Origin of the sequence: Streptomyces sp. NPDC048211 (genome assembly GCF_043202315.1) — a bacterium.
Taxonomy (GTDB): domain Bacteria; phylum Actinomycetota; class Actinomycetes; order Streptomycetales; family Streptomycetaceae; genus Streptomyces.
Map to the genome: position 1 here is coordinate 489,404 of NZ_JBIDAD010000005.1, position 25,300 is coordinate 514,703.

Sequence of the window (25,300 nt, forward strand, 5' to 3'; positions counted from 1 at the left end):
CGGCACGTGAAGACGCTCGTCATCGCCGGGGGCACGGACGGCATCGGAAAGGCCCTCGCGGAGGTGTATCTCCGCCGGGGCGACACGGTCGTCGTTATCGGCCGCAACGCCGACAAGGGCCGGCGCCTTCTCGATGCCGCGCACGCGGCGGGCGCCGCGGCACGCGCCCACTTCGTCACGGCCGATCTCAGCCTGCTCTCCGACACGTCCCGGGCCGCGAACGAGATTCGTACCGTGTTCCCCGCGATCGACGCCCTGGTGCTCTGCGCCCGCCACTACCGCTCGGTCCGTACGCAGACGGTCGAGGGGTACGAGGAGAACTTCGCGCTCTTCTATCTGAGCCGGCGCCTGCTGACCCGCGAACTCGCCGCACCCCTCGCGGCAGCCGCACACCCGGTCGTCGTCAACGTGGCCGGACCGGGATCCGGGCTGGGACTCGTACGCTGGGACGACCTCCAGCTCACCCGTGGCTACCGGGGCACCACCGCACTCGCCCAGGGCGGCAAGCTCAACGACCTGCTGGGCGTCGCATCGGCCGAGGAGTACGGTCCCGCGGGCATCCGCTACGTACTGATCCACCCGGGCGTCACCGCCACCGGCTTCTCGGGGGAGTACGACGCGGCCACGCTGCTCCACATCCGCTCCATGCAGCGGCACGCCAAGCCGGTGGAGGCCGCCCTGCCCCCGATCGCCGGAGTCATCGACGCCCCGCCGGCCCAGCCCCTCAGCGCCTACGTCGAGGGCCGGCGCATCCCCGTCGACACCCCGGACTTCGACCCGGGAGCCGCACGCCGGCTGCACAGGCTGACCGAGCGGATCCTCGGCGCGGGTCCGCGCTGACCTGTGGTTGGCTGTGCGGAAACGGTGCGGACGAAAGGCGCGGCACGTGGTGGTGGACGTGGACGGCGAGAGGTTCATCGTGACCCGCCGCGCCGGCAGTCCCGGTGTGTACGACTTCGACTGGGAATCCGGCCCGAACCCCGGGTACGGATTCACGGCGGCGGTGCACGGCGCCCCGGCCATGGACCGGGCGGGACTGGAGGAAGCCGCCCGGGGGTTCCTGAAGCAGGTGGACCCGGAGACGGGCTACATCGGGGACTGAGTACCTCCGCCGCTCATGGTGAGACGGGCTTGGTAGCTTGATCGTCATGAAGGCGGCACTGATCGGCTCCGGACCGCGCCTCCGCTCCACCGCCGGCGGGCTGCGCCGCCTCTGCCCGGATCTCGATCGGCTGGTGAAGCCGGCTGCGGTGAGCGGGACGAGCACCGCGGTAGGGGCGAGCGACTACCAGGCGCGCCTGATCGAGGGACGAACCCGCGTGGGCCGATCCTCCGGGAGGAGTCCGCTCCGCCGCTTCCCGTGAGCGGCGGGAGCCCCTGCGGACCGGGCTCCGACCGGCAGGAAGCCCGTTCCCGTGCCCGAGCCGCTCAGCCCGAGCGGTGAATTTCTCCGGCGGGACCGCCTGGTCGACCCCAGGCTTCCCGTTTCCGTCTCCGAAAGGGAGCGCATATGAAGATCGTCGACGCGAAGGTCGTCGTCACCAGCCCAGGACGCAACTTCGTCACCTTGAAACTGACGACCGACGACGGTCTGACCGGCCTCGGCGACGCCACCCTCAACGGACGGGAGCTGGCCGTCGTCAGCTATCTCACCGACCATGTGGCGCCCCTGCTCACCGGCCTCGACCCGCACAGGATCGAGGACACCTGGCAGTACCTCTACCGCGGCGCCTACTGGCGGCGCGGGCCGGTGACCATGGCCGCGATCGCCGCCGTGGACGTGGCGCTGTGGGACATCAAGGCCAAGGCCGCCGGGCTCCCGCTCTACCAGCTGCTGGGCGGCGCGAGCAGGGACCGCATCGGCACCTACGGCCACGCCAACGGACGGGACATCCCCGAACTGCTGGACTCGGTACGGGCCAGGCTGGCCGAGGGTTATCCCGCCGTCCGCATCCAGACCGGCATCCCCGGGCTGAAGGCCGTGTACGGCGTGTACAGCCAGGACGAGGACGGTACGACGGTCGCCCACCAGCAGGCCCGGCCCCTGGTGGAGGACTGGGACACGGACGCGTACCTGCGCCACACGCCCGCCGTCTTCGACGCGGTGCGCGGGGAGTTCGGGGCCGGGCTGCCGTTGCTGCACGACGCCCATCACCGGCTCACCCCGGTCCAGGCGGCGCGGCTCGGCAAGGACCTGGAGCCGTACCGGCCGTTCTGGCTGGAGGACTGCACTCCCGCCGAGAACCAGGAGGCGCTCCGTCTGGTCCGGCGCCACACCACCACGCCGCTGGCCGTGGGCGAGGTCTTCAACACCGTCCACGACTACCAGACGCTGATCACCGAGCAGCTGATCGACTACGCACGTTCGGCGGTCACCCACTTCGGCGGGGTCACGCCGCTGCGCAAGCTCTTCGACTTCGCCGCCCAGTACCAGGTGAAGAGCGCCGTCCACGGGCCGGAGGACATCTCGCCGGTCGGGATGGCCGCGGCGGTCCATCTCGACCTGGCCGTCCACAACTTCGGCATTCAGGAGTACTCGGGCCACACCCCCCTGACCGAGGAGGTGTTCCGGCACGCGTACACCTTCACCGAGGGATACCTGCACCCCGGTGAGGCGCCGGGTATCGGTGTGGAGCTGGACGAGGAGGCGGCGGCCGCGCATCCCTACGCGCAGGCCTACCTTCCGGTCAACCGCCTCCGGGACGGCAGCGTCCACGACTGGTGAGCCGCGGGCGCCACCGTCCGGCCGCCGCCGCCGGGGCCTCTCGACCGGATCGTGCCGGGCTCGCGGGGTCCCGGCGAATGACCTTACGGATAGGCAGGCTGAAGGCCCGCGTAGACCCCTTCCCGGCCGATCAGTTCGTCGTGCGTCCCCACCTCCGCGATCCGGCCGCCCTCCATCGCCACGATGCGGTCGGCGCCCTGGATGGTGGAGAGCCGGTGGGCGACGACGAAGACGGTGCGGCCGTGGACGAGCCGTGAGAGGGCCTCCTGCACGAGGGCCTCGGAACGGTTGTCCAGCGCGGAGGTGGCCTCGTCGAGCACCAGCACCCTGGGGTCGCGGATCAGCGCGCGGGCGATGGCGAGGCGCTGCTTCTGACCGCCCGAGAGGCGTGCGCCCCGTTCACCGACGACCGTGTCCAGGCCGAGCGGCAGGTTCTTGACGAACTCCAGCGCGTTGGCGTCCGCCAGCGCCCGTATCAAGGTGGCCTCGTCGGTGTCTCCCATTCCGTACGTCACGTTGTCGCGGATGCTGCCCTCGAAGAGGATCGACTCCTGGGGCACCACGGACAGGAACCGCCGGTAGCTCCGCAGGTCGAGGCCCGCCATGTCGGTGCCGTCGAGCAGGATACGTCCCGAGGTGGGCCGGATGAAGCCGATGAGGAGGTTCAGGACGGTCGACTTGCCCGCTCCCGACGCGCCGACCAGCGCGATGGTCTCGCCCGGCCGCGCGGAGAGGGTGAACCCGTCGACGGCGGGGGCGGCGTCCTCGTAGGCGAAGCCGACGTCCTCGAAGTCGATCCGGCCGGTGACATGGTCGACCTGCGCCTTGCCGGCGTTGTGTTCGAGGTCGGGTGCCTGGAGCACCTCACCTGCCGAACGCACCGATTCCAGCCCCTTGGTGAGGATGGGTGCCAGGCCCAGCAGTGTGGTGACGGAGCCGGTCAGGACGGTGAAGAAGGCGCTGAGCATCACGACGTCGCCGGGGGTGATGGGCATCCAGCCGTGGTACGCGACGAGAGCGGACCCCGTCAGGCACAGCACTCCCAGCGTGTTGAGGATGACCCAGGCCAGCGATCCGAAGCGGCCGTTGATCACGTCCAGCCGCAGACCGGCCGCGAAGACCTGGCGCAGGGAGCCGTCGACGCGGCCGAGTGCGGTGCGCTCCAGGCCGTGTGCGCGGGTGATGGGGATGAGGGTGGTCATCTCGCCCACGCGGGAGGAGAGCTGTTCCACCTCGCGCCGGAAGGACTCGTTGTGACTGCGCAGCCGGGCGCGCAGTTTCATCACGAGGAAGCCGGCGGCGGGTACCACGATGAGGAAGACGGGCAGGAAGGCGGGCACGCGCACGCCGATGACGACGAGCCCGCCGACGAGCGTCACGACGGCGCCGAGCCCCATGTCGGCGCTCTGCTGCATCATCTGCTCCACCGACTCCACGTCGCGGACCACCTTGGCCTGCAGAACGCTCGAACTGACCCGGGAGTGATAGCCGATGGACAGTTGCTGCATACGACGGCAGAGCGCCGAGCGCAGGGTCGTGCCCATGCGCCGGATGCTGCCGCCGAGGCAGCGTACGTACCACTGGTGGAGCGGGTAGTTGATCACGAGGATGAACAACAGGATGCCGGTGGCCTTCCAGAGCCGGGACTCGGGGCCGTGCTGGACGACGACGTCCAGGACCGTGGCGGTGATCAGGGGGAGCAGCCAGATGGGGCTGTGCTTCACGACGAAGATGACGGCGGCGAGTGCCAGCCGCCCGCGGTCGGGCCGGAAGAGGTGGCCGAGGGTGCGGAACGGGTTCTCGCCGCGGTAGCGGTGGTCGAGGTGATCGAAGGGCGCCAGGGATTCGGCGGAGGGTGGGGAAACCGCTTTCTGCATGGTGTCCATCCCACCCCGCTCGCGCGGTCCGGGGCAACCCCGTCCCACGGACGGGACACGAGGGGCCGGGGGCGGGTAGCGGTACCCGACAGGCGTCAGTGGACGCGGACTTCGCCCGGCAGCGGTTCGGGCAGCGGCTCCTCGCGCCGCGGGCGGCCCACCGAGGCGATCGCGCCGGTCACCAGGCCGGCCAGCAGACCCCAGAACGCGGATCCGATCCCCAGCAGCGTCACGCCCGAGGCGGTCGCGAGGAAGGTCACCACGGCCGCCTCCCTGGACGCCTTGTCGGCCAGGGCCGCGGACAGTGAGGCCTCGATGGTGGCGAGCAGGCCGATCCCGGCGATGGCCAGGACGAGTTGCTGCGGCATCGCGGTGAGGAGTGAGGCCACGGTCGCGCCCAGCAGCCCGACGCAGAGGTAGAAGACGCCGGCCCACACGGCGGCGAGGTAGCGCTTGTTCCGGTCGGGGTGCGCCTCCTCGCCCGTGCAGATGGCGGCCGTGATCGCTGCCAGGTTGAGGCCGAACGCCCCGAAGGGCGCCAGGGCGGCGTTGGCCGCCCCGGTCCACGTCATCAGCGGCGAGACCGGCACGTCGTAGCCGGCGCCGCGGATCACGGCGACGCCGGGCAGGTTCTGGGAGGCCATCGTGACGACGAACAGGGGCGCGCCGACGCTGACGAGGACCTTCCAGTCGAACTCCGGCGCGGTGAAGACCGGCGTGGCCAGGGCGAGTCGGACCTTGCCCAGCTGCCAGCCGCCGGTGAACACGGTGGCCACGACGCCCGCGGCGAGCGCCAGCAGCACCGCGTACCGGGGCAGCAGCCGCCGGCCCAGCAGATAGAGCACGAACATGGGGAACGCGACCGCGAACCCGCCGTCCATCGTGCTGAACAGCCCTGTGCCGAAGCGCAGCAGCACCCCGGCGAGCAGCGCGGCCGCCAGGGGCACCGGGATCCGGCCCATCAGACGGCTGAACCAGCCCGTCACCCCGCTCACGAGGATGAGCAGGGCCGAGAAGACGAACGCGCCGACCGCCTGAGCCATCGACACCCCGCTCAGACCGGTGGTCAGCAGCGCGGCTCCCGGCGTCGACCACGCGGTCACGACGGGCGCCCGGTAGCGCAGCGACAGTCCGATGCAGGTGCAGGCCAGTCCGACACCGAGCGCCAGCATCCAGGACGAGATCTCGCGCGAGTCCGCCCCCGCCGCCTGCGCGGCGGTGAAGACCAGCGCCGCCGAACTGGTGACGCCCACCATGACGGCGATCAGTCCGGCGACCACGGCCGAAGGCGGCGCGATCGAGCGTATGCGGGTGATCGCGAACATGAGTGAGCCACTTCCCCTGCGCTGTGCCTGACCGGGTGCGGTGCCCGGCCGGACCGACGGCCCGCGGACGGCGGGTCGGGCCGGTGATGGTGCGTTCCGTATACGGAACGTTCTGTATGTGGAACACTAGAGAAGCGGGCCGACGCCCGTCAACCAGGACAGTGGAGCGGGTGCACGGCCGATGGGGCTGAACGAGGACGTGGGGCGCAGGCTGCGAGCGCTGCGGCGCGAGCGGGACCTGTCCCTGTCGGAGCTCTCCCGGCGCTCCCGCGTGGGCAAGGGCACACTCTCGGAGCTGGAGAGCGGCACGCGCAATCCCACCCTGGAGACGCTGTACGCGCTCACCACCGCGCTCGGCCTTCCGCTCAGCGCCGTACTGAGCGACCCGCTCCCGGCAGACCGCTTCGGTCCCGCGCTTCCCGGCGTCTCGGGAAGCGCGGTCACCGCCGTACTTCTGGAGCGGCACGAGGACGGTCCCGCGGTCACCGACGTGTTCCGCATCAGCATCACGGCGGGCGCCGTACAGGAATCGGAAGGACACGTCCCGGGCACGCGGGAGAGCCTCATGGTGCTGAGCGGGACGGCCGTCGTCGGCCCGCCGGACGACACCCGTACGGCAGGCCCCGGGGCCTGCGCGCACTGGCGGGCCGACGAGCCGCACGTCTACGGCGCGCCCGACGGTGAGGTGCAGGGCATCCTCTTCGTCCGCTATCCCTCGGCGGGGGAGTCCGCGCCTGCTCCGGGCCGGAGAACCGCTCGCGACGCGGGCTGAGCGCCGGGGCTCACGCCGCGTCGGGCACGACGTCGTCCGCGCACGGGAAGGCGGGATGACCGCCGAGGCGGCGGACGAAGTCCTGGAGCCGCGGATACGCGGACAGGGAACCGGCCGTGCCCGGATGGACGAGCGCTACCCACAGGTCCACGTCGGCGGCCGTCAGCTCCGCACCCAACGCATACGGCTGCAAGGAGAGATGGCGCTCCATCAGGTCGAGCGCCGCCGTCCGTTCCGCTGCCGCGGCGGACGGTGTCACGTTCCGCTCCAGCAGATCGCGCAGGCTTTCGATGTCCGCCGCGAGCGACGGCGGGTGGAGTGCGGAAGGGCGCGCCTCGTCGTGCCCGGACAGCAGCCCCGCGAGGTCGCGGAGGATGTCGGGCGTGTGGTTGCTGACGATGCGGCCGCTCCAGCGGTCGCACAGCGCGGGAGCCGTCAGCGGTCCGTCGTAGTGGAGCACCGTGGCCTCGTACGCCCTGCGCAGCGAGGCGAAGCCCTCGGGGGTCCCTGCCGGGTGGGTCAGGAGCGTGGTGGCGACCGAGTCCTTCACGCCGAGGAGGCCGAGTGTGATGGAGATGCGCAGCGAACGCGGACAGCTCGCCGACAGGAACAGTTCATAGCGGTGCGGCGCCGGATAGAAGCCGCCGGCGAGGCCGACGCCGATCCGGCTGTGGAAGCGGGGGGACGGAACGCCCGACGAGGGGCGCAGGCCTGCGGCGCGGGAAGCGGAGGCGGACGAAGCGGTGCCGTACTTCGGCGAGCTGCCTGTACTGGAACCGCGCGAAGCTGTCTCGGGCATGACTCTCCCTATGGGGATCCCTGAGGGGAACGACGAAGCCACCGCCGCCTTGTGGGCACCGGCGGCCGGATACGGAACGAGTGCGCCTGCGTACCGGTCCGGACCGGGAGGACCCGTCGGGGCCCGGTGCGATCACGCCGGGACGAGGAGTCCGGCAGACCGGACCGGGACGGGTCCGGGGCGCGGACTAGTAAGCGCTGGAGACGCGCAGGAGATCGATGTGCAAGCGCCTCGTCAAGCCGTTCCTGGGCAATTCCCACCGGTCCCGCCATCGGGGCTCGCGAGACGCGAGACCGCGCTTGCCCTGTCGCACCAACAGGACCCGGTCGTCACCCGGGGCACCCCATCGCGGTGGAAGGGTTGCCTGTCAGCGGGCCGGGGCCGATGACCGCACGAACGGGAGATCCCGCCCGGGCAGCGCTGACAATCGTGACCGTCCACGTCAGTTTCGGTGCGCCCGGAGGCGCCGTCAAGAAGGCGGGACGAGCCGTCTCGCCTGATGGTCACCGGGCGCCGGGACTCCCCTCGGGCCGGGCCCCGGCTCAGCCCGCGCCCAGCAGGTTGACCAGACGGATGTAGCGGACCCAGTCCCAGTGCGGACCCGGATCCGTGTGATCCGTGCCGGGGACCTGTACATGGCCGAGGATGTGCGCGCGGTCCTTGGGGATGCCGTAGCGGTCGCACACCGAGGCGGTCAGCAGCGCCGACTTCTCGTACATGGCGTCGGTGAAGTACGAGGGCTGGTCCACATAGCCCTCGTGCTCGATGCCGATGCTGCGGGTGTTGTAGTCCCAGTTCCCCGCGTGCCAGGCGATGTCCTTCTCCCGCACGCACTGGTCGATGTACCCGTCCGCCGAGCGCACCACGTAGTGCGCGGACACCTGTTTCGCCGGATTCTGGAAGATCGCCACGGCGTCCGAGAAGGTCTCCTGGGTGACATGGATGATCACGTACTGCACCGGATATGCCGAAGGCCGCGTCGAGACGGTGTAGTTGGACGTCGAAGCCGGAACCCAGTGGGCGGCCGGGTAGTCCGTCGTGCCGGCCGTCGCCGCGGTGGCGCGGACGGAGGCGGGCAGCAGGGCCGCCGCAGCCGTCGCCGCCGCGCCCTGAAGGATCCTTCTGCGGTCCATGCGTACTCCTGAGTGTGGGGGAGGGGGCAGCGGGACGCTCCGGAACGGACCTCACGCAGCCCTGCGGCATCGCGCGGGATGCCGGTACCCGAATCCCCGGCATCCCGTGACTCCCTCGCGTCCGGTGACCGGGAGGTGACGTCCGATGTACGACCGAGCGGAGTGCGCGCCCCACCGTACGGGCGCCGGGCGAGTGGCGGAAGACGGCGTCAGCCCGAAATCGAGCTGAGGCGGAGTGAGTTGAGGAGGATACGGGTCCTGCGCCCGGACCGCCGGGCGATGGCGCACGGCGGCCCGGGAGCGTCCGCCCGTCAGTGGGTGAGCGGGCGCGGCAGCTTCAGGAGCGTCACGGACGTCCCGATGCCCGAGCCGACCAGCCGGCCGTCCGCGTCGAACGCGCCCGCCCCGTCGGTCATCCCGAAGTCGTTGTCGTTGATCAGGGCGAGCGTGTCCCGCCCGGTCACCGCCACGCCCTCGATCTTTCCGGGCACGCCCGGGACCGTGCCCAGGTCGACGACGAGACTCTTGCGCAGGACCGGGACGCCCGAGACTGCCGGGTCCACCAGTTCCTCGTACGAGGGCGCAGCCGATGGCACGTCCCAGCGGGAGCCCAGGATGCCCGCGCCACGGGGGAGCGTGACCCGGTGCAGCCGGGCCGCCCGGTCGGTGCGCTCCTCGACCAGGAGATCGTTGCCGCCGATCGCGACGACCGAGGAGATCTTCAGCTCGGACGTGTCGTCCTCACCGGGGTCCACGACGTCCACCGCGTCGAAGCGGTAGGCGTACTCCGCCGTCACCGCGCGCTTCTTCGTGGAGAACCGCAGCAACCGCACATTGCGCGAGGCCTCTCCCGCGTCCTGGTCGGGCAGCGACAGCGGGCTCTGGACGGCGAGCACCAGATCGCCGCCCGGCAGCAGCGCCAGGCCCTCGAATCCGCGGTTGACCTTCCGGTGGAGCAGAATTCCGGGCAGCGCCTCCACGACGGGGTAGTCCGCGCCCGTGAGGTTCAGGCCCTCGGGGACGTAACGAGCCAGCACCCGGCCGTTGCCGGACACGTGCACCAGCGACGGACCGTACTCGTCGACCAGCCAGAACGTCCCGTCCTGGGCGCGGACGATGCCTTCCGTGTCCAGACCGTTCGGGTTGTACGCGAGCGGAGTGCTCGCATCGTAGGAGTACGGGGCCTCGTCCCGCCCCTCCTGGTTCGACAGACCGGTGACGGGCGCGCCGGTACGGGTGGTCAGCGGGATGGAGCGCAGGACCTCGACGCGCTTGCCGTTCACCCGTACCTTGACGATCGCCGGGTCGAAGCCGGGGACGGGGAAGGTGCGCCGCTTGGCACCGTCGACCTTGATCTGGCCGTTCGGGCCGCGGTCCGTCACGGTCCAGAACTCGCCCTTGCGGCCGGCCGGGTAGATGTCGCTGCCGATTCCGCCGAGCCTCACACCGCGGTCGTCGTCGACGGTCCCCGGCAGCATTCCGTTGCTGAAGCCGGCCAGTGGGACGTCCCCGAGCAGGGCGCTCGCGGTGACCCGCGCCGCGCCCCCGGGGCGGTGGTGCCGGTCCTGCGCGCCGGTTGCGGTGCCCGTGGCACACACCGTGCCGAGCAGCGCGAGTGGCAGCCCGACGGCAAGGGAACGACGGACGACACGCGCGGACATGGAGCCTCCTGAGGAGCGAAAGATCTGACGGCCGTCACGTTCCGCCGCGCTCCTCAACGAACGGTGACATCGAGTTGAACTCCCGGGCAGCGCGCGGCGGCGGGCAGGGGCGATGTGCGCCCGCCCGCCGCCGGTGACCCGCCGTCAGACGTCGGCGGGGGCCGTCGCGTCCGCCCAGGCCGCCGCCGGATCCTCGTCCGACGGCCCCGCCGGAGTCCACCGGCCGCTCTCCTTGCGGTACGGATACCAGCGGCCGTCCCGCCCGTAGCGCAACTGAACCGTGCCGTCCGCCGAGGTCCACCGGTTGCGCTCGGCGCGCAGCCGGGGAGCCTCGTCGTCCTCCCAGGCTCCGGCGAGCCGCGTTCTGGCCCGGGCCAGGGCGTCGGCGTCGGGCGTCCACTCCTCGTCCAGCACGGCGAGCGCTGCCGTGCCGCCGTACTGCCAGGCGCGCACGGCTGCCGGCAGACCGGCGCGCTGCCGCCCCGATCCGGTCGCCAGCCGGTTCGCGATCCACGGTTCGGGCCGCGCTTCGGCCGCCAGCCGCACCGCGTCCTGCCCGGGTGTCAGCCCGGCAGGGACCGGCTGCTGCCCGTGACCGGGCGACAGCGCCTCCGCCAGCATCCGGTGAGCGCGCGCCGCACTGTCCGTCGCCAGCATCTCCAGGGCGGTCGGATCCACCCCCGGTTCGGGATCGGTCTCCGTGTCCAGCGAGGGAGCCGCACCCGGCCCGTCGGGAAGCGCCGGGACCGGCGGCAGCGGCGGGAGGATACCCGCGGCCGTGTAGGCCTCAGCCGCCGGAACCCCGCGCACGGCCCGGTCCTCGGCCTCCTCGGCGGGACCGTCCGCGGTGGCCGGCGGCGCGTGACCCGCGGCCCTGGCGGCGATCCGCACCTGGAGCTCGTCCAGCAGGCGCCGTTCCCCGCGCCCCCGCATCAGGAGCAGGACGAACGGATCCTGGTCCAGCAGCCGCGCCACCTGATAGCAGAGAGCGGCGGTGTGCGGGCAGTGGTCCCAGGCCTCGCAGGCGCACTCGGGGTCGAGGTCGCCGATGCCCGGCAGCAGGTCCACGCCGGCCGCCGCCGCGTCCTCGACCAGATGCGGTGGCATCTCCCGGTCGAGCAGCGCGGCGATGTGCCCGGCCCGGTCGACGGCCATGTCGAGGAAGCGGTCCCACTCCCCGTCGGTCAGCTCCTGGAGCAGCACGTCGCTGCGGTATCCGCTCTCCTCCCGGTCACGGACCACCGCGGTGATCCGGCCGGGCCGCACGGACACCGCGCCGACCCGGCCCTCGCGGGCGAACCGGCGCCCCTTCTTGAGCTGTTGGCCGTCCAGCGCGGTGTCCTCCAGGGCCTTCAGCCAGGCCCGGCCCCACCAGGACTCCGCGAAGCCGCGTCCCTGCGCGGGAGGCAGCGCGGCGAAGGTGCGCTCCTGCCCGGGCACCGGCTCCTCCTGCCCGTCCCCGCCGAACGTGTCCGGCTCGTACCCGTCGCTCATCGTGCGCCCCCTCGCAGCTCCACCAGATCGGCCAGTTCCGCGTCGCTGAGCTCGGTCAGGGCGCTCTCGCCCGAACCGAGCACGGCGTCCGCGAGCCCTTGTTTGCGGGCGAGCATCTCCGCGATGCGGTCCTCGATCGTGCCCTCGGCGATCAGCCGGTGGACCTGTACCGGCTGGGTCTGCCCGATGCGGTACGCGCGGTCCGTGGCCTGCGCCTCGACGGCGGGGTTCCACCAGCGGTCGAAGTGCACCACATGACCGGCCCGGGTGAGGTTGAGCCCGGTCCCGGCGGCCTTGAGCGACAGCAGGAAGACCGGCGCCCCACCCGACTGGAACCGGCCGACCATCGCCTCGCGCTGGGCCACCGGCGTCCCACCGTGCAGGAACTGGGTGGCGATCCCGCGCGCGGCCAGATGCCGCTCCAGCAGCCGGGCCATCTGCACGTACTGGGTGAAGACGAGGACGCCCGCGCCCTCCGCGAGAATCGTGTCGAGCAGCTCGTCCAGCAGCTCCACCTTGCCCGAACGGTCCGCGACCTGCGGGTCCTCCTCCTTGAGGTACTGCGCGGGATGGTTGCAGATCTGCTTGAGCGCCGTCAGCAGTTTCACGACCAGTCCACGCCGCGCCATCCCGTCGGCTTCGGAGATGGCCGCGAGTGTCTCCCTCACCACCGCCTCGTAGAGACCCGCCTGTTCGGCCGTCAGCGACACCGCGCGGTCCGTCTCCGTCTTCGGCGGCAGCTCCGGGGCGATGCCCGGGTCGGACTTGCGCCGGCGCAGCAGGAACGGCCGCACCAGAGCGCCCAGACGCTCGGCCGCCGCCGGATCGCCGCCGCCCTCCACCGCACGCGCGTACCTGGTGCGGAAGGTGCCGAGCCTGCCGAGCAGACCGGGGGTCGTCCAGTCGAGGATGGCCCACAGTTCGGAGAGGTTGTTCTCCACGGGAGTGCCGGTGAGGGCGACGCGTGCCTGCGCGCCGATCGTGCGCAACTGCCTGGCCGTTGCCGAGTACGGGTTCTTCACATGCTGTGCCTCGTCGGCGACGACCATGCCCCACCGCACGGTCGCGAGCCGGGGCGCGTCCAGCCGCATCGTGCCGTAGGTGGTGAGGACGAACTCGCCGTCCGCCAGGTCCTCCAGGCTGCGCGATCCGCCGTGGAAGCGGCGGACGGGGGTGCCCGGGGCGAACTTCTCGATCTCCCGCTGCCAGTTGCCCATCAGTGACGTCGGGCAGACCGCGAGGGTGGGCCCGGCGGCCCCTTCGAGGGTCTGGCGGTGCAGATGCAGGGCGATCAGCGTGATGGTCTTGCCGAGCCCCATGTCGTCGGCGAGGCAGCCGCCGAGCCCGAGCGAGGTCATGGTGTGCAGCCAGTTCAGACCGCGGAGCTGGTAGTCCCGCAAGGTCGCGGTGAGCGCGGCCGGCTGACCGACCGTCGGCTCGTCGCCGGGCCGGGACCCCGGATCCGCGACCCGCTGCCGCAGCCGTTCCAGCCAGCCGGTCGCCCGGACGCCGACCCGGTGGCCTTCGACCTCCGTGGAGCCCGTCAGCACGGCGCCCAGGGCGTCGATGGGGGTGACCTTGCGGTCCTGCGTCTGCCGGGCGCGACGCGCCTCTTCGGGATCGATCAGCACCCACTGGTCGCGCAGCCGCACCAGCGGTCGTCCCGCCTCGGCGAGCCGGTCGAGCTCGGAGCGGCTGAGCTGCTGGTCACCGAGGGCGAACCACCAGTTGAACGTCAGGAGGGAGTCGGCGGACAGCAGCGGGGTGGTGTCCGACGCGTTGCGCGCGGGGCCCCGGCTTCCGTCCGGCCCGTCCTCGCCGTCCGCCTCGCCCGAAGGGCCGATCACCGCGCGTGCCGTCAGCTTGCGCGCCAGTTCCCGGGGCCAGTGCACCTGGACGCCGGTGGCGGCGAGGGCGCGTGAGGCGGGTCCGAGCAGTTCGGCGATCTCGTCGTCGGCCGGCTCCACGGCGTCCGGTACGGCGGCCGACAGCAGCGGTGTCAGGGGCGGCCAGGCGCGGGCGGCCCGGCGCAGCATGAGGAGGGTGTCCATCCGGGCCTTCGGCCCGAACACCGCTGCCGCCGGGCCCGATCCCGCCCAGATCTCGGCGGCGTCGGCGATCAGCGTCGGATCGCTCACGCCGTGGACCTGCGGAACCACCCGGAAGGCGGGGGCCGGGGCGGACGGCTGCCCCGCCGACACCTCGCCGGTCGTGTCGAGGCCCGTCACCTCCACGCGCAGCGAGAGCCGGATCCCCGCGTCGTGCCCCGCGGCCACATCGGCGACCCAGGCACGCCGGCCTGGCAGGTGCTGCGGCGCCTCCGCGGCGAACGCCGGGCCGCCCGCGGCGAACGGGGCACCGGGTGTGCGCGGCAGACCGTCCGCCACCGCGTCGAGGAACTCCCTCACCAGCCACTCCGGTTCGGGCAGGAGGAGGGGCTGGGCCAAGGCGTCGACCGGCACCGCCTGCGCCGTCGGAGGCATGGAAGCGGCAAGGGTGCGGATCCGTTCCCGGTCGTCCGCAGTGAGCGGACCGGCCCGCCACTGGTCGTGATCCGTGGCGCTCAGCCCGGGCAGCAACAGCCCCCGGGCAGTGAACTGCAGGGCCAGCAGGGCTGCCGCGCCCCAGAACAGGGCTGCCGCGGAGGCGTGTGCCGCGGTCCGGGCGCGGGTGAGCACCGGAAGGGCGTCCCGCATCGGGAGGATCCGTGCCGGCACCCCGCAGGGCAGGGCATCGGCGCCGGCGACGGTGAGTTCCTCGACGGTTCCCGGGGCGTCGGGCGGACTGCTGCCGTCCGGATACCAGAAGGCGACCCGTCCGGTCCGGGAAGGATCCGAGGGCAGGAAGACCACGGAACAGCCGGCGAGTGCGGAGATCTCGGAGAGCGTTGCTGCGGGGAGGCGGTGCACAGCGATGTCAGAGTCCTCAAATTTGACTAGTGGGCCGAGGTCGCCGAGGGTACTCCATCGAAAGCGCCAGGGGGAGCGTCGGGTGCGTGATTCGCATCACTCTCAAATGTCTCTTATGTCTTCCAGGTGGTGCCAGCCCCCGGTCGGAATCAGGGGGTTGGCACCAGGAGACCCCGGGTGGTGGCTCCATGGCTGCCATACATCTGCGAGCCGTACGTTTCATCAGGTCAGCGCACCTATAAGACCGGAGACATCATGCCTCAGGCCGCAACCGCTGTCGTGGAACCGATCCGCGACAGTGCCGGAAGTACAGGAAGTGACTTCGCGCCACTGCTGCGGGCCGTCCGGGGGCAGGGACTCCTCGAACGGCGCACCGGCTGGTACGCGGCAGGCATCGCCGCCAATCTGCTCGCACTGGGCGCGGTGGTCACCGCACTGGTCCTCCTCGGGAACACCTGGTGGGCCCTCCTGCTCACCCTGCCCCTGGCCGTCATCTGGTCCCGTACCGCCTTCGTCGGGCACGACGCCGGTCATGCCCAGATAACCGGTGACCGGCGGGTGAGCCGGACGATCGGCCTGGTCCACGCCAACCTCCTGCTCGGCATGAACGAGGCGTGGTGGAACGACAAGCACGTACGCCACCACGCCAACCCGAACCACATCGACAAGGATCCGGACGTCGGCGTCGGCGCCCTCGTCTGGACCCAGAAGCAGGCGGCGCAGCGCGAGGGCTTCGCCCGCTGGCTCACCCGCAACCAGGCCCGGCTGTTCTTCCCGATGCTGCTCCTCGAAGGCATCGCCCTGAAGATCTCCGGCTTCCAGTACCTGCGGCAGCAGCCCGTCAGGGAGCGGGCCCTGTCCGCCCTGCTGCTGGTCGCCCACCTCGGTATCTACGCCGCCTTGCTGCTCACGGTCATGTCGCCCGGAAAGGCCGTCGTCTTCGCTCTCGTGCACCATGCGCTCTTCGGACTGCACCTGGGCATGGCCTTCGCCCCGAACCACAAGGGCATGGAGATGCCCGATCCGGACGGGGACCGCTGGGGGCACCTGCAGCGGCAGGTGCTCACCTCGCGCAACGTGCGCGGCGCCGTCCTCACCGACTGGTTCCTCGGCGGGCTGAACTACCAGATCGAGCACCATCTCTTCCCGAGCATGCCGCGACCGCATCTGCGCCTCGCCCAGCCCCTGGTCAAGGCCCACTGCGCGGCCCTCGGCATGCCGTACGCCGAGACCGGGCTGATCGAGTCCTACCGGCAGGCGCTGGAGCACATGCACGAGGTCGGCGCCCCCCTGCGGGAACCGGCTGCAGCGGCCGGCTGAAGCCGCCGGCCCGGACGCGTCCGGGGCAGCTGGAACCGATCGGCGCCCGCAGGCGTTCTCACAGCAGGAGCGGCCCAGGGCCGCGAAGGAGGCGTGGACGATGTCGAACACTGCAAAGATCGCCATCGGGGGAGTTGTCGTCGCAGTCGTCCTGATGCCGTTCATCGGGTTCTGGCTGTCACTGCTGGTGCTCATCGGCGTTCCCGCGATCGCGTACCTGGCCTTGGATCCGGGGCAGCGGCGCAGGCTCCGTAGGATCACGCGTAAGGAAATAGGCCGCTGAGAGGGGACCTGCGCAGTGAGCGGGACAGTCACCGTCGTAAGCAGTAACGAGACGTACAGCTTCACCAAGCCGAACCGGGACAGCGTGACGCTACTGGCCGGGCTTGGTGTGGAAGGGGACGTCCACGCGGGGGTGACGGTCAAACACCGCTCCAGGGTCGCGCAGGATCCCACCCGTCCGAATCTGCGTCAGGTCCATCTCATCCACGAAGAGCTGTTCGCCGATCTGCGTGAGGCGGGCTTCGAGGTCGCCCCCGGCGACCTCGGGGAGAACATCACCACCAGTGGTGTCGATCTGCTGGCCCTTCCCGTCGGCACCCTGCTCCATCTCGGCGACGAGGCCGTCGTCGAGGTGACGGGGCTGCGCAACCCGTGCCTCCAGATCGACAACTTCCAGGGCGGACTGCTCAAGCAGGTCGTCGGGCGGGACGAGGCGGGCAACATCGTCCGCAAGGCCGGGGTCATGAGCGTCGTCATCATGGGCGGCGAGGTCCGGCCCGGCGACCCGGTCAAGGTCGAGCTCCCCGCGGAGCCCCACCGGCCGCTGGCGCAGGTCTGACAGCCTGACGCGCGGGAGCCCCGGGGCCGGAGGACCCCGGGGCTCCCGCGCGCAGCGGACCAGCCTTCCGTCGAGGTCAGGACGGTCGGACGGCTATCGCGTCCAGAGCCCTGAGCAGCTTGGGGAGCTCCGTACCGCGCCCCACGGTCATGATTTCCCCGGGCACCTCGTCCAGCAGCATGAAGGCGATGTCGTCGGTCCTGGCGACCATGGACCAGCCGGGGCCGTCGGCCCGGATCATCCGGGCGTCGCCGGGGGCGAAGGACGAGCGGATACGGCCGGGGGGCGGCGGGGTGTCGAGATAGGCGTGGGCGTCGGCCAGGGCCCGCCGGACGCCGGGATGCGTCCGGGAAAGGGGCGTGTCCTGGTCAGCCGGCCCCGCGGGCACAGCTTCGGCCCCGGCATCGTCGCCGGCCCCGGCCGTCTCCTCGGAGCCGGCATCACTCTCCCCGGAGCTGGAGCTGGAACCGGGCTCCGTCTCGGAGTCGGCCTCGGAGCCGGGCTCCTGCGCGCCGGCCCCGGACGCGGAGTGCGTGTCCGCGTCGGAAGCGGCCCCGGCACCGGCGTGTCCGCCGGTGCCCGGACCGGCTTCCGGACCGACGCCCGTGCCGGCCTCGGCGCTCGTGTCCGCGCCCGTCGCGTCGTCGCCACCCGTCGGCGCGAAGGCCGTCGCGTCGTCGATCTGTTCCCGCCAGACAGCCCACTGAAGTGCGATCGCGTCGGCGCCCAGCCGTCGCTGGGCGGGCCCCCACACATCGGTGTCGGGCGGGGACAGGGGTGACAGGTCCTCCCCGTCCGCATCCGGGTCGGGCGCGGGATCGTGCGGGGCGGCCACCCCCGGAGCGGCGACCGCCACGGCGAGCGGCCAGCCGGGCAGCGCACAGACCACCGAGCGGTCGTCCGGCGACAGGTCGTACTCCATCCCGCAGTCCCAGGACGCTATCGCCACGGCCACCAGGGAGACGTCGTCGACGACCACGGTCCACCGTGCCCCGTCGGAGTCCTGGCCCAGGACCAGCCCGTATCCCTCGGCGTACGGCTCCAGACCCAGCGCCGCGCAGGCTGCCGGGTAGTCGTCGCCGAGGACGCTCGGGAACTGCGCAGGGGTCAGCAGGACCGCAGTCAGCACGTACAGTGCGTCGTCGTCGGCGACTGTGTTGTCCGTCCCGGCCACTGCACCCTCCTCTTCCGCTCTTCCGTCATGCTTGTCGTCGGCGCACCTTAACCAGTGGGTAACCCGCACGTCGAGGCCCTGACAAGGCCGGACGCGGTGTTCGGCGGCGAACCAGAGGCTTCCGCTCAGCCGTCCGCGAGGCCGAGCAGCGTTCGGGCCACCGTCTCGGGCGACTCGTCGCGCTCGCGGGCGAGCGCGATGACGGCCCGGCACGCGAGCTCACCCACGCCGAAGGAGAGCGCCTCCGGCGACACCCAGCCGCTCGCCTCGTCCATCCGGTCCTGGTCGTCGTCCGCCGACGCCGCGACGAACGTGGCGGCCGCCTCGAAGAGGTTGTGCTGCCGTCGCTCCGGCGTCCGCGTGGCCGTGGCCGACGGACCGTTCCTCTGCCCGGGGGCCACGGCTCTGCGCAGGAGTCCGAACATTCTGGCCATGGGGGACCGCCTCTCGTCGGTGCGTGCGCGTGGATCACCGGCTGCCGCGCGTACGGTGCCGTCCCGGTGCTCCGTATGTACTCACCGTCCTGCCCCCGCACGTACGCTGGGACACTCGACCTGGACAAGGGGGACGGTGCGGTGCGGCGTTACGACCGGCTGAAGGACATCCAACACCTCGATCCGGAGCGGGACTTCCTGGAAATCTACCGGATCACAGCGACGTACGAGTTCCCCTGGGACATCGCACGCGCCCTCGAACTGGCCCTGTACCGCACCTATGCCGTCCCTTCCATCGGCCGGCTGCTTGCGGAGACCGCCGAGCTGACGAACCGTTCGCAGAAGCGGTACGACGACACCGCGCTGCTCCTGGACACGGTCGTCGAGCACGGCTTCGACAGTGACCCGGGACGTACGGCCATCCGCCGGATCAACCGGATGCACAACAGCTTCGACATCAGCAACGACGACATGCGCTATGTGCTGTGCACCTTCGTCGTCACGCCGAAGCGGTGGCTCGACGTCTACGGCTGGCGCCGGCTGTCCGACCACGAACTGCGCGCGTGTGCGGCCTACTACCGCACCCTGGGCGCCCACATGGGGATCAAGGACCTGCCGCAGACGTACGAGGACTTCGAGCGCACCCTCGACACCTACGAGGACGCGCACTTCGGCTGGGACGAGGGGGCGCGCTCCGTGTCGGACGCGACGCTGGACCTGATGGCCTCCTGGTACCCGCGCCCCCTCGCGCCGATCGTGCGCGGCGCGAGCCTCGCGCTCCTCGACGACTCGCTGCTGCGGGCCTTCCGTTACGAACGGCCGAGCACCGCAGCGCGCTCACTCACCCGCGGCGCCCTGCGGCTGCGAGCGCGCGCGGTCCGTCTGCTGCCGCCGCGCAACAAGCCGCACTACGCCCGGCAGAACCCGGAGATCAAGGGATACCCGGGCGGATACGAGGTGGCCGCGCTCGGTACGTTCCCCACACCGGGCGTCGCGGGCTGCCCGGTCCCGCACCTTCGCAGCCGCGATCCGCAGGCCGGGTGATCCGGCAGCGAAGGCGCCCCGCCGGCTGAGCCGTCCGGGGCGATCACCCGGTCCGTTCGGCCAGGGCGAGGAACCGGCTGTCCTCATCGACGTACGAGGTGAGGCGCCAGCCCGAACGGGCCAGCAGCGGTCCCAGGTTCGGCTCGGCCCGCAGATCGCCGTCCGTGATCTGCCGGCCGTGGCGCGCGGCCAGCGCCGCCCGGCCGATGGGGTGGAACAACGCCAGCAGGCCGCCGGCCCGCACCACCCGGGCCAGCTCGGCCAGGCCGGGACCGGGCCGGTCCAGGTGCGAGATCAGCCCGGCCGCGAACACCACGTCCAGGGAGCGCGACCGCAGCGGGAGCCGGGCCGCGTCGGCCTGGACCAGCAGCCCGCTGCTGCCGCGCCCCGCGCGCGCCGCCGACTCCAGCATGGCCGCCGTGAGGTCGGCGCCCAGCACGGTACCCCGGGGTCCGACCGCCGCTCGCAGAGCCGGCATCGCCCGGCCCGTCCCACAACCCGCGTCCAGCACGGCATCGCCGGGGCGGAGCCCCAGCGCGGCGACAGCGTCGGCGAAGGCCGGACCGTCGTCGGGAAACCGGGCGTCCCAGTTCGCGGCGCGAGCGGTGAAGAACTCCTGGACGTGTGTGTGGTCATCGGCCATGCAGACATGATCGCCCAGTGGGTGACCGAACGAAACGTCGTGAATCGATGTGCACGTTCGACCACGCTGCGATCGTTGGGGAACATCTCTCTGTCATATTTCGGCAGCTTTCGAATGCGCCCCGGGCGCGCGCCCCGGCACGACTAGCGTCCCCGAGTCATGGGACACCTGGACCACGCCACCTTCGGCTGGCTGACACCTCTGCTGTCGTACGCGATGGCCTGCATCGGCGCCGCGCTCGGCCTGAGCTGCACCGTGCGCGCGCTCGACACGACCGGGCGCTCGCGCCGCAACTGGCTGATCACGGCCGCATCGGCCATCGGCTCGGGCATCTGGACCATGCACTTCGTCGCGATGCTCGGCTTCGGCGTGTACGGCACCGACATCCGTTACAACGTGCCGCTGACCCTACTCAGCCTTCTCGGCGCCATGGTGGTGGTCGGCGGCGGCGTCTTCGCCGTCGGCTACAGCAGGGACAGGACGAGGGCACTGCTGCTCGGCGGTTTCGCCACCGGGCTCGGCGTCGCCAGCATGCACTACCTCGGCATGGCGGCACTCCGGCTGCACGGCACCATCCACTACGACCCGCTGAGGGTCGTCCTCTCCGTCGTCATCGCGGTCATCGCCGCGACAGCCGCACTCTGGGCCGCGCTCAACATCAAGTCCACGCGCGCCGTGGCACTTGCCTCACTCGTCATGGGAGCGGCGGTCAGCAGCATGCACTACACCGGGATGCTGGCCGTGACCGTGCAGGTGACGCCCTCGGGAGCCCCGTTGCGCGGGGCCACCGCGATGCAGTTCATCTTCCCCCTCGCCGTCGGACTCGGCTCCTACCTCTTCCTCACCTCCGCGTTCGTGGCCCTTTCCCCGACTGCGCCGGAACATGCCGCGTACGTCCACGCGGGGCGCGGGCGGAACCCTGCCGACGCCGCACCGGCGGCACTGGCGGGGCGCGGCCGGGACCTGCGGACCCGGCAGGCATCCCACAGCTCCGATGCGCCACCCGTCGGCGCAGGTTCACCCGCCGGCACCGGCTGACGAGCGGTCCGGCCCGCCACCCACCCAGCCCCGACCCGGAACGAGGAGGCCATGCGCCCACCCCGCACGACCCCGGACCCCGGTGCCTCCGACGCCCGGTCCGCCCCTCCGCAGGCACGAGGCCGTCGCGCGCACGCGGGACCGCCGGCCGACGAGAGCGCCGAACACGACGGCCCGCTGCCCGCGTACGACATATCCGCCCCGCGCGGACGTTGGACGCTGCGTCCCAGGACCGTGCGCGCGAAGATCATCTCGCTGCTCATGCTGCCCGTCGTCTCCCTGCTCGCGCTCTGGGGCTTCGCCACCGTGTCCACGGCCCAGGACGTGGCCCGGCTGCGGCAGTTGCAGCGCGTCGACGACGAGGTCAGGGCGCCGGTCGCCGCCGCTGTCGCGGCTCTCCAGAGCGAACGAAAGGCGGCCATGCTCCAGGCCGTCGACCCCAGCGGCGCACACGCCTCCGCGCTGAAGGAGCGCACCGGGCGCACCGACACCACCCTCGACGCACTGCGTCTCGACGACGGCCACACCATCGCCGACACCGGCGATCTGCCCGACGGAGTCGCCGGCCGGCTCGACGACTTCCTGGGACTCGCCCAGGACCTGCGTGCGGACCAGGGGGCCCGGAAGGGTGCCGGGGCCGACGAAGACGCCGTCTACGACCGCTACACCTCGGCTGTCAGCGCCGCCTTCGCCGTCTCCGGAGCCCTCACCGGCATCCAGGACGACTCCCTCGGCTCCGACGCCCGCGTCCTGCTCGAACTCGCCCGCGGCGACGAGATGCTGGCCCGTGAGGACGCCCTGCTGGCCACCGCCGCACGCGTCGGCACCCTCAAGGGCCGTCCCCTGCGGCTGTTCACCGGCGCGGTCGACACCCGGCGCAGCCTCACCGAGAGCGCCGGCGTCGACCTGCCCGCCACCGAACGCACCGCTTGGCGGGAGTTCACCGCCCGCCCCGCCTACCGCGCCGTCCAGGCGGCCGAGGACAAGGTGCTCGCAGCCGCTCCCGGCCCCGACGCCGCCCGAGCCGTACCCGCCGCCGACTGGCAGCACACCGCCGAGGACGTCCGCGGAGCCCTGCGCAGCATCGGCTCCGGCGCCGGGGAGCGGGCCGCCGACCGCGCGGACCCCCTCACCCACGGACTGCTCAGCCCGTCCGGAGCCGCCGTGATCTTCGGGTGCGTGGCCGTGGCCGCGTCGCTGGTGATCTCCGTACGCATCGGGCGCGCGCTCGTCGTGGAACTCGTCAGCCTCCGCAACAGCGCCCTGGAGATCGCCCGGCGCAAGCTGCCCCTGGCCATGCAGCGACTGCGCGCGGGCGAAGAGCTCGACATCAGGGCCGAGGCTCCGCCGGGCCTCGCCTCCCAGGACGAGATCGGCCAGGTCGGCGAGGCCCTCGGCACGGTCCACCGGGCCGCCCTCAGCGCAGCGGTCGAACGGGCCGAGCTCGCGGACGGGATCTCCGGCGTCTTCGTCAACCTCGCCCGGCGCAGTCAGGTGCTGGTCCACCGCCAGCTCAACCTCCTCGACAGCATGGAGCGCCGCGCCGACGATCCCGACGAGCTGAGCGACCTCTTCCGGCTCGACCACCTCACGACCCGCATGCGCAGGCACGCCGAGAGCCTGATCATCCTTTCCGGCGCGGCCCCCGGCCGGGCCTGGCGGATGCCCGTGTCGCTGACCAACGTCGTGCGCGCGGCCGTCTCCGAGATCGAGGACTACGCCCGGGTGGAGGTCAGCAGGCTGCCCGACGCGGCGGTGAAGGGCACGGCTGTCGCCGACCTCACCCACCTGCTCGCCGAACTGGTCGAGAACGCCGCCCAGTTCTCGCCCCCGCACACCAAGGTGCGCATCACCGGCGAACCCGTGGGCAACGGTTACGCACTGGAGATCGAGGACCGAGGACTCGGCATGGGCGCGGAACTGCTCGGCGAGGCCAACCGCCGCATCGAGCAGGCGGAGGCGCTCGACCTGTTCGACAGCGACCGCCTCGGCCTGTTCGTCGTCAGCCGGCTCGCCGTACGGCACCGGATCAGGGTCCAGCTCCGCACCTCGCCGTACGGAGGCACGACGGCGGTGGTCCTGCTGCCGACGGCGCTGCTGCAGACGGCGCTGCCGCCGGCCGAGGAACCGGCGGCGCCGCAGAAGGCCTCCGTCGAGCGCGAGGACGTGGCCGAACGCTCCTCGTTCGGACCGGGCCCCCGTGCCGTACGGCCCCAGAACACGGCCTTTCCCGCGCCCGTCGCGGTACCGGCGCTGGAATCCCGTACGGGCCCCGCCGCCCAGGTGACCTCGCTGCGTCCCCGCCGGGCCGAGGGCAGGGACGGGACCCGACCGGACCCGCGGCCACCGGCCGGTGAGGAGGCCGAGGAGGAGGCCCTGCCCCGCCGGGTGCGGCAGGCCAGCCTCGTGCCGCAGCTGCGCGAGGATCCGCGGCCCGAACCGCCGCGGGCCGGCGGAGCGGCCGAGGACACGACGGCGCGACGCACCCCCGAGCAGGCCAGGGACCGCATGACCGCCTACCGGTCCGGCTGGGTACGCGGCGGCGGTGCCGCCCCGGGGGCCCCGTCAGCAGTCCCGAGTACCACCGAACCCAGCCCGCTCAGCGAAGGAGACCCCGCATGATCGCGAACGAGAGGACCGGAGTGCGCCGCCGGTCCGGCGAACTCGACTGGCTGCTGGACGATCTGGTGACCCGGGTCGGTGAGGTCCGGCACGCGGTCGTGCTCTCCGGCGACGGACTGGCGGTCGGCGCGTCCAGCGCCCTGAGCCGTGAGGACGCCGAGCATCTGGCCGCGGTGGCCTCCGGCTTCCACAGCCTCGCCAAGGGGGCGGGGCGGCATTTCCGGGCGGGAGAGGTGCGTCAGACCATGGTCGAGATGGACGACGGGTTCCTGTTCGTCGCCGCCGCGGGGGAGGGGTCGTGCCTCGCCGTGCTCAGCACGGCGTTCGCCGACATCGGCCTGGTCGCCTACGAGATGGCCCGCCTCGTCAAGCGGGTCGGTGAGCACCTGCGCACCCCGGCGCGCTTCGCCGAGCACCCGTCGGCAGCCGGCTGACGGGGGCTGGGAGAGCCGTGTCCAGGACAGACCAGGGCCTGGAGGCCCCCGACCCGTACGAGCTGCCGGGCAGCCAGTGGTACGACGCCGAGGCGGGCCCGCTCGTCCGCCCCTACGCCATGACCGGCGGCCGGACCGAGCCGGGCCCCGGCGGTGCACGCTTCGATCTGATCGCGCTCGTCACCTTGGACGACACGGTGTCCGGGAGCTCCGAGGACGCCCTGCTGGGGCCGGAGCACCGGACGCTGCTGACCCTGTGCCGCACCGAGACACAGTCGGTGGCCGAGCTCTCGGCCGATGCGGACCTGCCGGTCGGGGTGGTGCGGGTACTGCTCGGCGACCTGCTCGAATCGGGGTACGTGACGGTCAGCCGCCCGGTGCCCCCCGCCCAGCTCCCCGATGAACGCATCCTCCGTGAGGTGATCAACGGCCTGCGGGCGCTCTGACCGGGAGGGGCCGGCCCTCAGGGGCGCCGCTCGCGGCCGCGCAACTGTGCCAGCTCGTCGTTCATGGCCTCCAGGAAGCGCACGACGACGCGCAGTTCGCCCTCGTCGAACTGCGCTCGGGCCACGTCGGTACCGGCGGCCAGCGGCTGGAAGAAGTCGCGGGCGACCAGTTTCGCCGCGGTGGCGTAGTGCAGACGCACCACCCGGCGGTCGCCGCCGTCCCTGACGCGGTGGATGTGACCCGCGCGTTCCAGCCGGTCCAGACACGCCGTCACCGCACCGGACGTCAGATCCAGTTGCTCACGCAGCCGTCCCGGGGTCATGACCGATCCCTCTTCGCCGTGATCGGCGTCCAGGATGGCGATCAGTGCCTGCACATCGGTCGGGTGGAGCCCCTGGGCCTGGGCGAACTCATGGCTGATGCGATTGAACTCGCTGTTCATCCGGCGCAGCAGCACAGCGAACGACTGGAGCCCCGTGGGGCCGTCGTTCCTGCCTGTGTCCGGGCCTCCGTCTGCGGTGCGCATACCCCCAGAGTAATATCTCTCATTCATTGAGATAATCAATGGCCGAGAGATAATCCGTCGCGCGTCGACCCATGGGGAAGCA

25 protein-coding genes and 1 riboswitch are annotated in these 25,300 nt (G+C 72.0%); of the genes, 13 read left to right on the forward strand and 12 right to left on the reverse strand.

What is annotated here, in order from left to right:
- Positions 1–6: 6 nt before the first annotated feature.
- The 4 genes from ACGFZA_RS21740 to manD all read left to right on the forward strand — a co-directional run bounded on the left by ACGFZA_RS21740 (position 7) and on the right by manD (position 2,725).
- Positions 7–840 (forward strand): SDR family NAD(P)-dependent oxidoreductase, encoded by an 834-nt coding sequence (locus tag ACGFZA_RS21740; protein WP_385273781.1) that lies wholly within the window; start codon positions 7–9, stop codon positions 838–840.
- Positions 841–886: 46 nt separating this feature from the next.
- Positions 887–1,102, forward strand: coding sequence for a hypothetical protein (locus ACGFZA_RS21745; RefSeq protein WP_385273778.1), 216 nt, complete (start codon positions 887–889; stop codon positions 1,100–1,102).
- A gap of 46 nt (positions 1,103–1,148) precedes the next feature.
- Positions 1,149–1,364 (forward strand): hypothetical protein, encoded by a 216-nt coding sequence (locus ACGFZA_RS21750; protein WP_385273775.1) that lies wholly within the window; start codon positions 1,149–1,151, stop codon positions 1,362–1,364.
- 146 nt (positions 1,365–1,510) lie between these two features.
- The gene (gene manD / locus ACGFZA_RS21755; protein ID WP_393681182.1) at positions 1,511–2,725 is read left to right on the forward strand and encodes a D-mannonate dehydratase ManD; all 1,215 of its coding nucleotides are present in this window, start codon (positions 1,511–1,513) and stop codon (positions 2,723–2,725) included.
- 83 nt (positions 2,726–2,808) lie between these two features.
- Here the strand turns inward: manD and ACGFZA_RS21760 are convergent, their stop codons facing one another.
- Together ACGFZA_RS21760 and ACGFZA_RS21765 are read right to left on the reverse strand one after the other, a co-directional pair.
- Positions 2,809–4,602 carry an ABC transporter ATP-binding protein gene (locus ACGFZA_RS21760; RefSeq protein ID WP_393681184.1) on the reverse strand — a complete coding sequence of 598 codons (1,794 nt, stop codon included), beginning with the start codon at positions 4,600–4,602 and terminating at the stop codon, positions 2,809–2,811.
- 95 nt (positions 4,603–4,697) lie between these two features.
- Complete coding sequence (locus tag ACGFZA_RS21765) at positions 4,698–5,927, reverse strand: benzoate/H(+) symporter BenE family transporter (RefSeq protein ID WP_393681186.1); 1,230 nt, start codon at positions 5,925–5,927, stop codon at positions 4,698–4,700.
- A gap of 181 nt (positions 5,928–6,108) precedes the next feature.
- Here ACGFZA_RS21765 and ACGFZA_RS21770 point away from each other — a divergent pair, with 181 nt between their 5' ends.
- Complete coding sequence (locus ACGFZA_RS21770; protein ID WP_393681188.1) at positions 6,109–6,699, forward strand: helix-turn-helix domain-containing protein; 591 nt, start codon at positions 6,109–6,111, stop codon at positions 6,697–6,699.
- 10 nt (positions 6,700–6,709) lie between these two features.
- Here ACGFZA_RS21770 and ACGFZA_RS21775 read toward each other — a convergent pair whose 3' ends face one another.
- The 6 genes from ACGFZA_RS21775 to ACGFZA_RS21800 form a co-directional block, all read right to left on the reverse strand.
- Positions 6,710–7,498, reverse strand: coding sequence for a glutathione S-transferase C-terminal domain-containing protein (locus ACGFZA_RS21775; RefSeq protein WP_385273760.1), 789 nt, complete (start codon positions 7,496–7,498; stop codon positions 6,710–6,712).
- A 187-nt stretch (positions 7,499–7,685) separates the two neighbouring features.
- Positions 7,686–7,811 carry a putative leader peptide gene (locus ACGFZA_RS21780; RefSeq protein ID WP_385273757.1) on the reverse strand — a complete coding sequence of 42 codons (126 nt, stop codon included), beginning with the start codon at positions 7,809–7,811 and terminating at the stop codon, positions 7,686–7,688.
- Positions 7,789–7,933: riboswitch (SAM riboswitch) on the reverse strand. (Overlaps the previous gene by 23 nt.)
- Before the next feature lie 107 nt (positions 7,934–8,040).
- Entirely contained in the window at positions 8,041–8,631 is a 591-nt protein-coding gene (locus tag ACGFZA_RS21785; protein ID WP_385273754.1) for an N-acetylmuramoyl-L-alanine amidase, read from the reverse strand.
- 311 nt (positions 8,632–8,942) lie between these two features.
- A complete protein-coding gene (locus tag ACGFZA_RS21790) occupies positions 8,943–10,292 on the reverse strand; it encodes an esterase-like activity of phytase family protein (protein ID WP_385273751.1) in 1,350 nt (449 codons plus the stop codon).
- Between the two features lie 144 nt (positions 10,293–10,436).
- Complete coding sequence (locus ACGFZA_RS21795) at positions 10,437–11,786, reverse strand: SWF or SNF family helicase (RefSeq protein WP_393681192.1); 1,350 nt, start codon at positions 11,784–11,786, stop codon at positions 10,437–10,439.
- Positions 11,783–14,695 carry a DEAD/DEAH box helicase gene (locus ACGFZA_RS21800; protein WP_393681194.1) on the reverse strand — a complete coding sequence of 971 codons (2,913 nt, stop codon included), beginning with the start codon at positions 14,693–14,695 and terminating at the stop codon, positions 11,783–11,785. The genes ACGFZA_RS21795 and ACGFZA_RS21800 overlap by 4 nt, the downstream gene beginning before the upstream one ends.
- Positions 14,696–14,950: 255 nt before the next feature.
- Between ACGFZA_RS21800 and ACGFZA_RS21805 the strand changes: the two genes are divergently transcribed.
- The 3 genes from ACGFZA_RS21805 to ACGFZA_RS21815 all read left to right on the forward strand — a co-directional run bounded on the left by ACGFZA_RS21805 (position 14,951) and on the right by ACGFZA_RS21815 (position 16,856).
- Complete coding sequence (locus tag ACGFZA_RS21805) at positions 14,951–16,015, forward strand: fatty acid desaturase family protein (protein WP_393681196.1); 1,065 nt, start codon at positions 14,951–14,953, stop codon at positions 16,013–16,015.
- Positions 16,016–16,115: 100 nt separating this feature from the next.
- The gene (locus tag ACGFZA_RS21810; RefSeq protein ID WP_385273739.1) at positions 16,116–16,298 is read left to right on the forward strand and encodes a hypothetical protein; all 183 of its coding nucleotides are present in this window, start codon (positions 16,116–16,118) and stop codon (positions 16,296–16,298) included.
- A gap of 15 nt (positions 16,299–16,313) precedes the next feature.
- Positions 16,314–16,856, forward strand: a complete 543-nt coding sequence (locus tag ACGFZA_RS21815) for an MOSC domain-containing protein (protein ID WP_385273736.1) — start codon at positions 16,314–16,316, stop codon at positions 16,854–16,856.
- 76 nt (positions 16,857–16,932) lie between these two features.
- Here the strand turns inward: ACGFZA_RS21815 and ACGFZA_RS21820 are convergent, their stop codons facing one another.
- On the reverse strand, positions 16,933–18,030 hold the full coding sequence (locus ACGFZA_RS21820; protein WP_393681199.1) for a hypothetical protein: 1,098 nt from the start codon (positions 18,028–18,030) through the stop codon (positions 16,933–16,935).
- A 125-nt stretch (positions 18,031–18,155) separates the two neighbouring features.
- Positions 18,156–18,464 carry a hypothetical protein gene (locus ACGFZA_RS21825; RefSeq protein WP_393681201.1) on the reverse strand — a complete coding sequence of 103 codons (309 nt, stop codon included), beginning with the start codon at positions 18,462–18,464 and terminating at the stop codon, positions 18,156–18,158.
- Positions 18,465–18,605: 141 nt separating this feature from the next.
- Here ACGFZA_RS21825 and ACGFZA_RS21830 point away from each other — a divergent pair, with 141 nt between their 5' ends.
- A complete protein-coding gene (locus ACGFZA_RS21830; RefSeq protein ID WP_385274018.1) occupies positions 18,606–19,508 on the forward strand; it encodes an oxygenase MpaB family protein in 903 nt (300 codons plus the stop codon).
- A 43-nt stretch (positions 19,509–19,551) separates the two neighbouring features.
- Here ACGFZA_RS21830 and ACGFZA_RS21835 read toward each other — a convergent pair whose 3' ends face one another.
- Positions 19,552–20,151, reverse strand: coding sequence for a class I SAM-dependent methyltransferase (locus tag ACGFZA_RS21835; RefSeq protein ID WP_385273728.1), 600 nt, complete (start codon positions 20,149–20,151; stop codon positions 19,552–19,554).
- A gap of 159 nt (positions 20,152–20,310) precedes the next feature.
- Here ACGFZA_RS21835 and ACGFZA_RS21840 point away from each other — a divergent pair, with 159 nt between their 5' ends.
- The 4 genes from ACGFZA_RS21840 to ACGFZA_RS21855 are packed head-to-tail and all read left to right on the forward strand — an operon-like array spanning position 20,311 to position 24,691.
- Positions 20,311–21,189, forward strand: coding sequence for an MHYT domain-containing protein (locus tag ACGFZA_RS21840; protein WP_385273725.1), 879 nt, complete (start codon positions 20,311–20,313; stop codon positions 21,187–21,189).
- A gap of 51 nt (positions 21,190–21,240) precedes the next feature.
- A complete protein-coding gene (locus ACGFZA_RS21845; RefSeq protein WP_393681204.1) occupies positions 21,241–23,811 on the forward strand; it encodes a nitrate- and nitrite sensing domain-containing protein in 2,571 nt (856 codons plus the stop codon).
- Entirely contained in the window at positions 23,808–24,245 is a 438-nt protein-coding gene (locus ACGFZA_RS21850) for a roadblock/LC7 domain-containing protein (RefSeq protein ID WP_393681206.1), read from the forward strand. Before ACGFZA_RS21845 ends, ACGFZA_RS21850 begins: the two co-directional genes overlap by 4 nt.
- Positions 24,246–24,262: 17 nt before the next feature.
- Positions 24,263–24,691, forward strand: coding sequence for a DUF742 domain-containing protein (locus ACGFZA_RS21855; protein ID WP_385273716.1), 429 nt, complete (start codon positions 24,263–24,265; stop codon positions 24,689–24,691).
- A 17-nt stretch (positions 24,692–24,708) separates the two neighbouring features.
- Here the strand turns inward: ACGFZA_RS21855 and ACGFZA_RS21860 are convergent, their stop codons facing one another.
- Entirely contained in the window at positions 24,709–25,218 is a 510-nt protein-coding gene (locus tag ACGFZA_RS21860) for a MarR family winged helix-turn-helix transcriptional regulator (RefSeq protein ID WP_385273713.1), read from the reverse strand.
- Between the last annotated feature and the right edge of the window lie 82 nt (positions 25,219–25,300).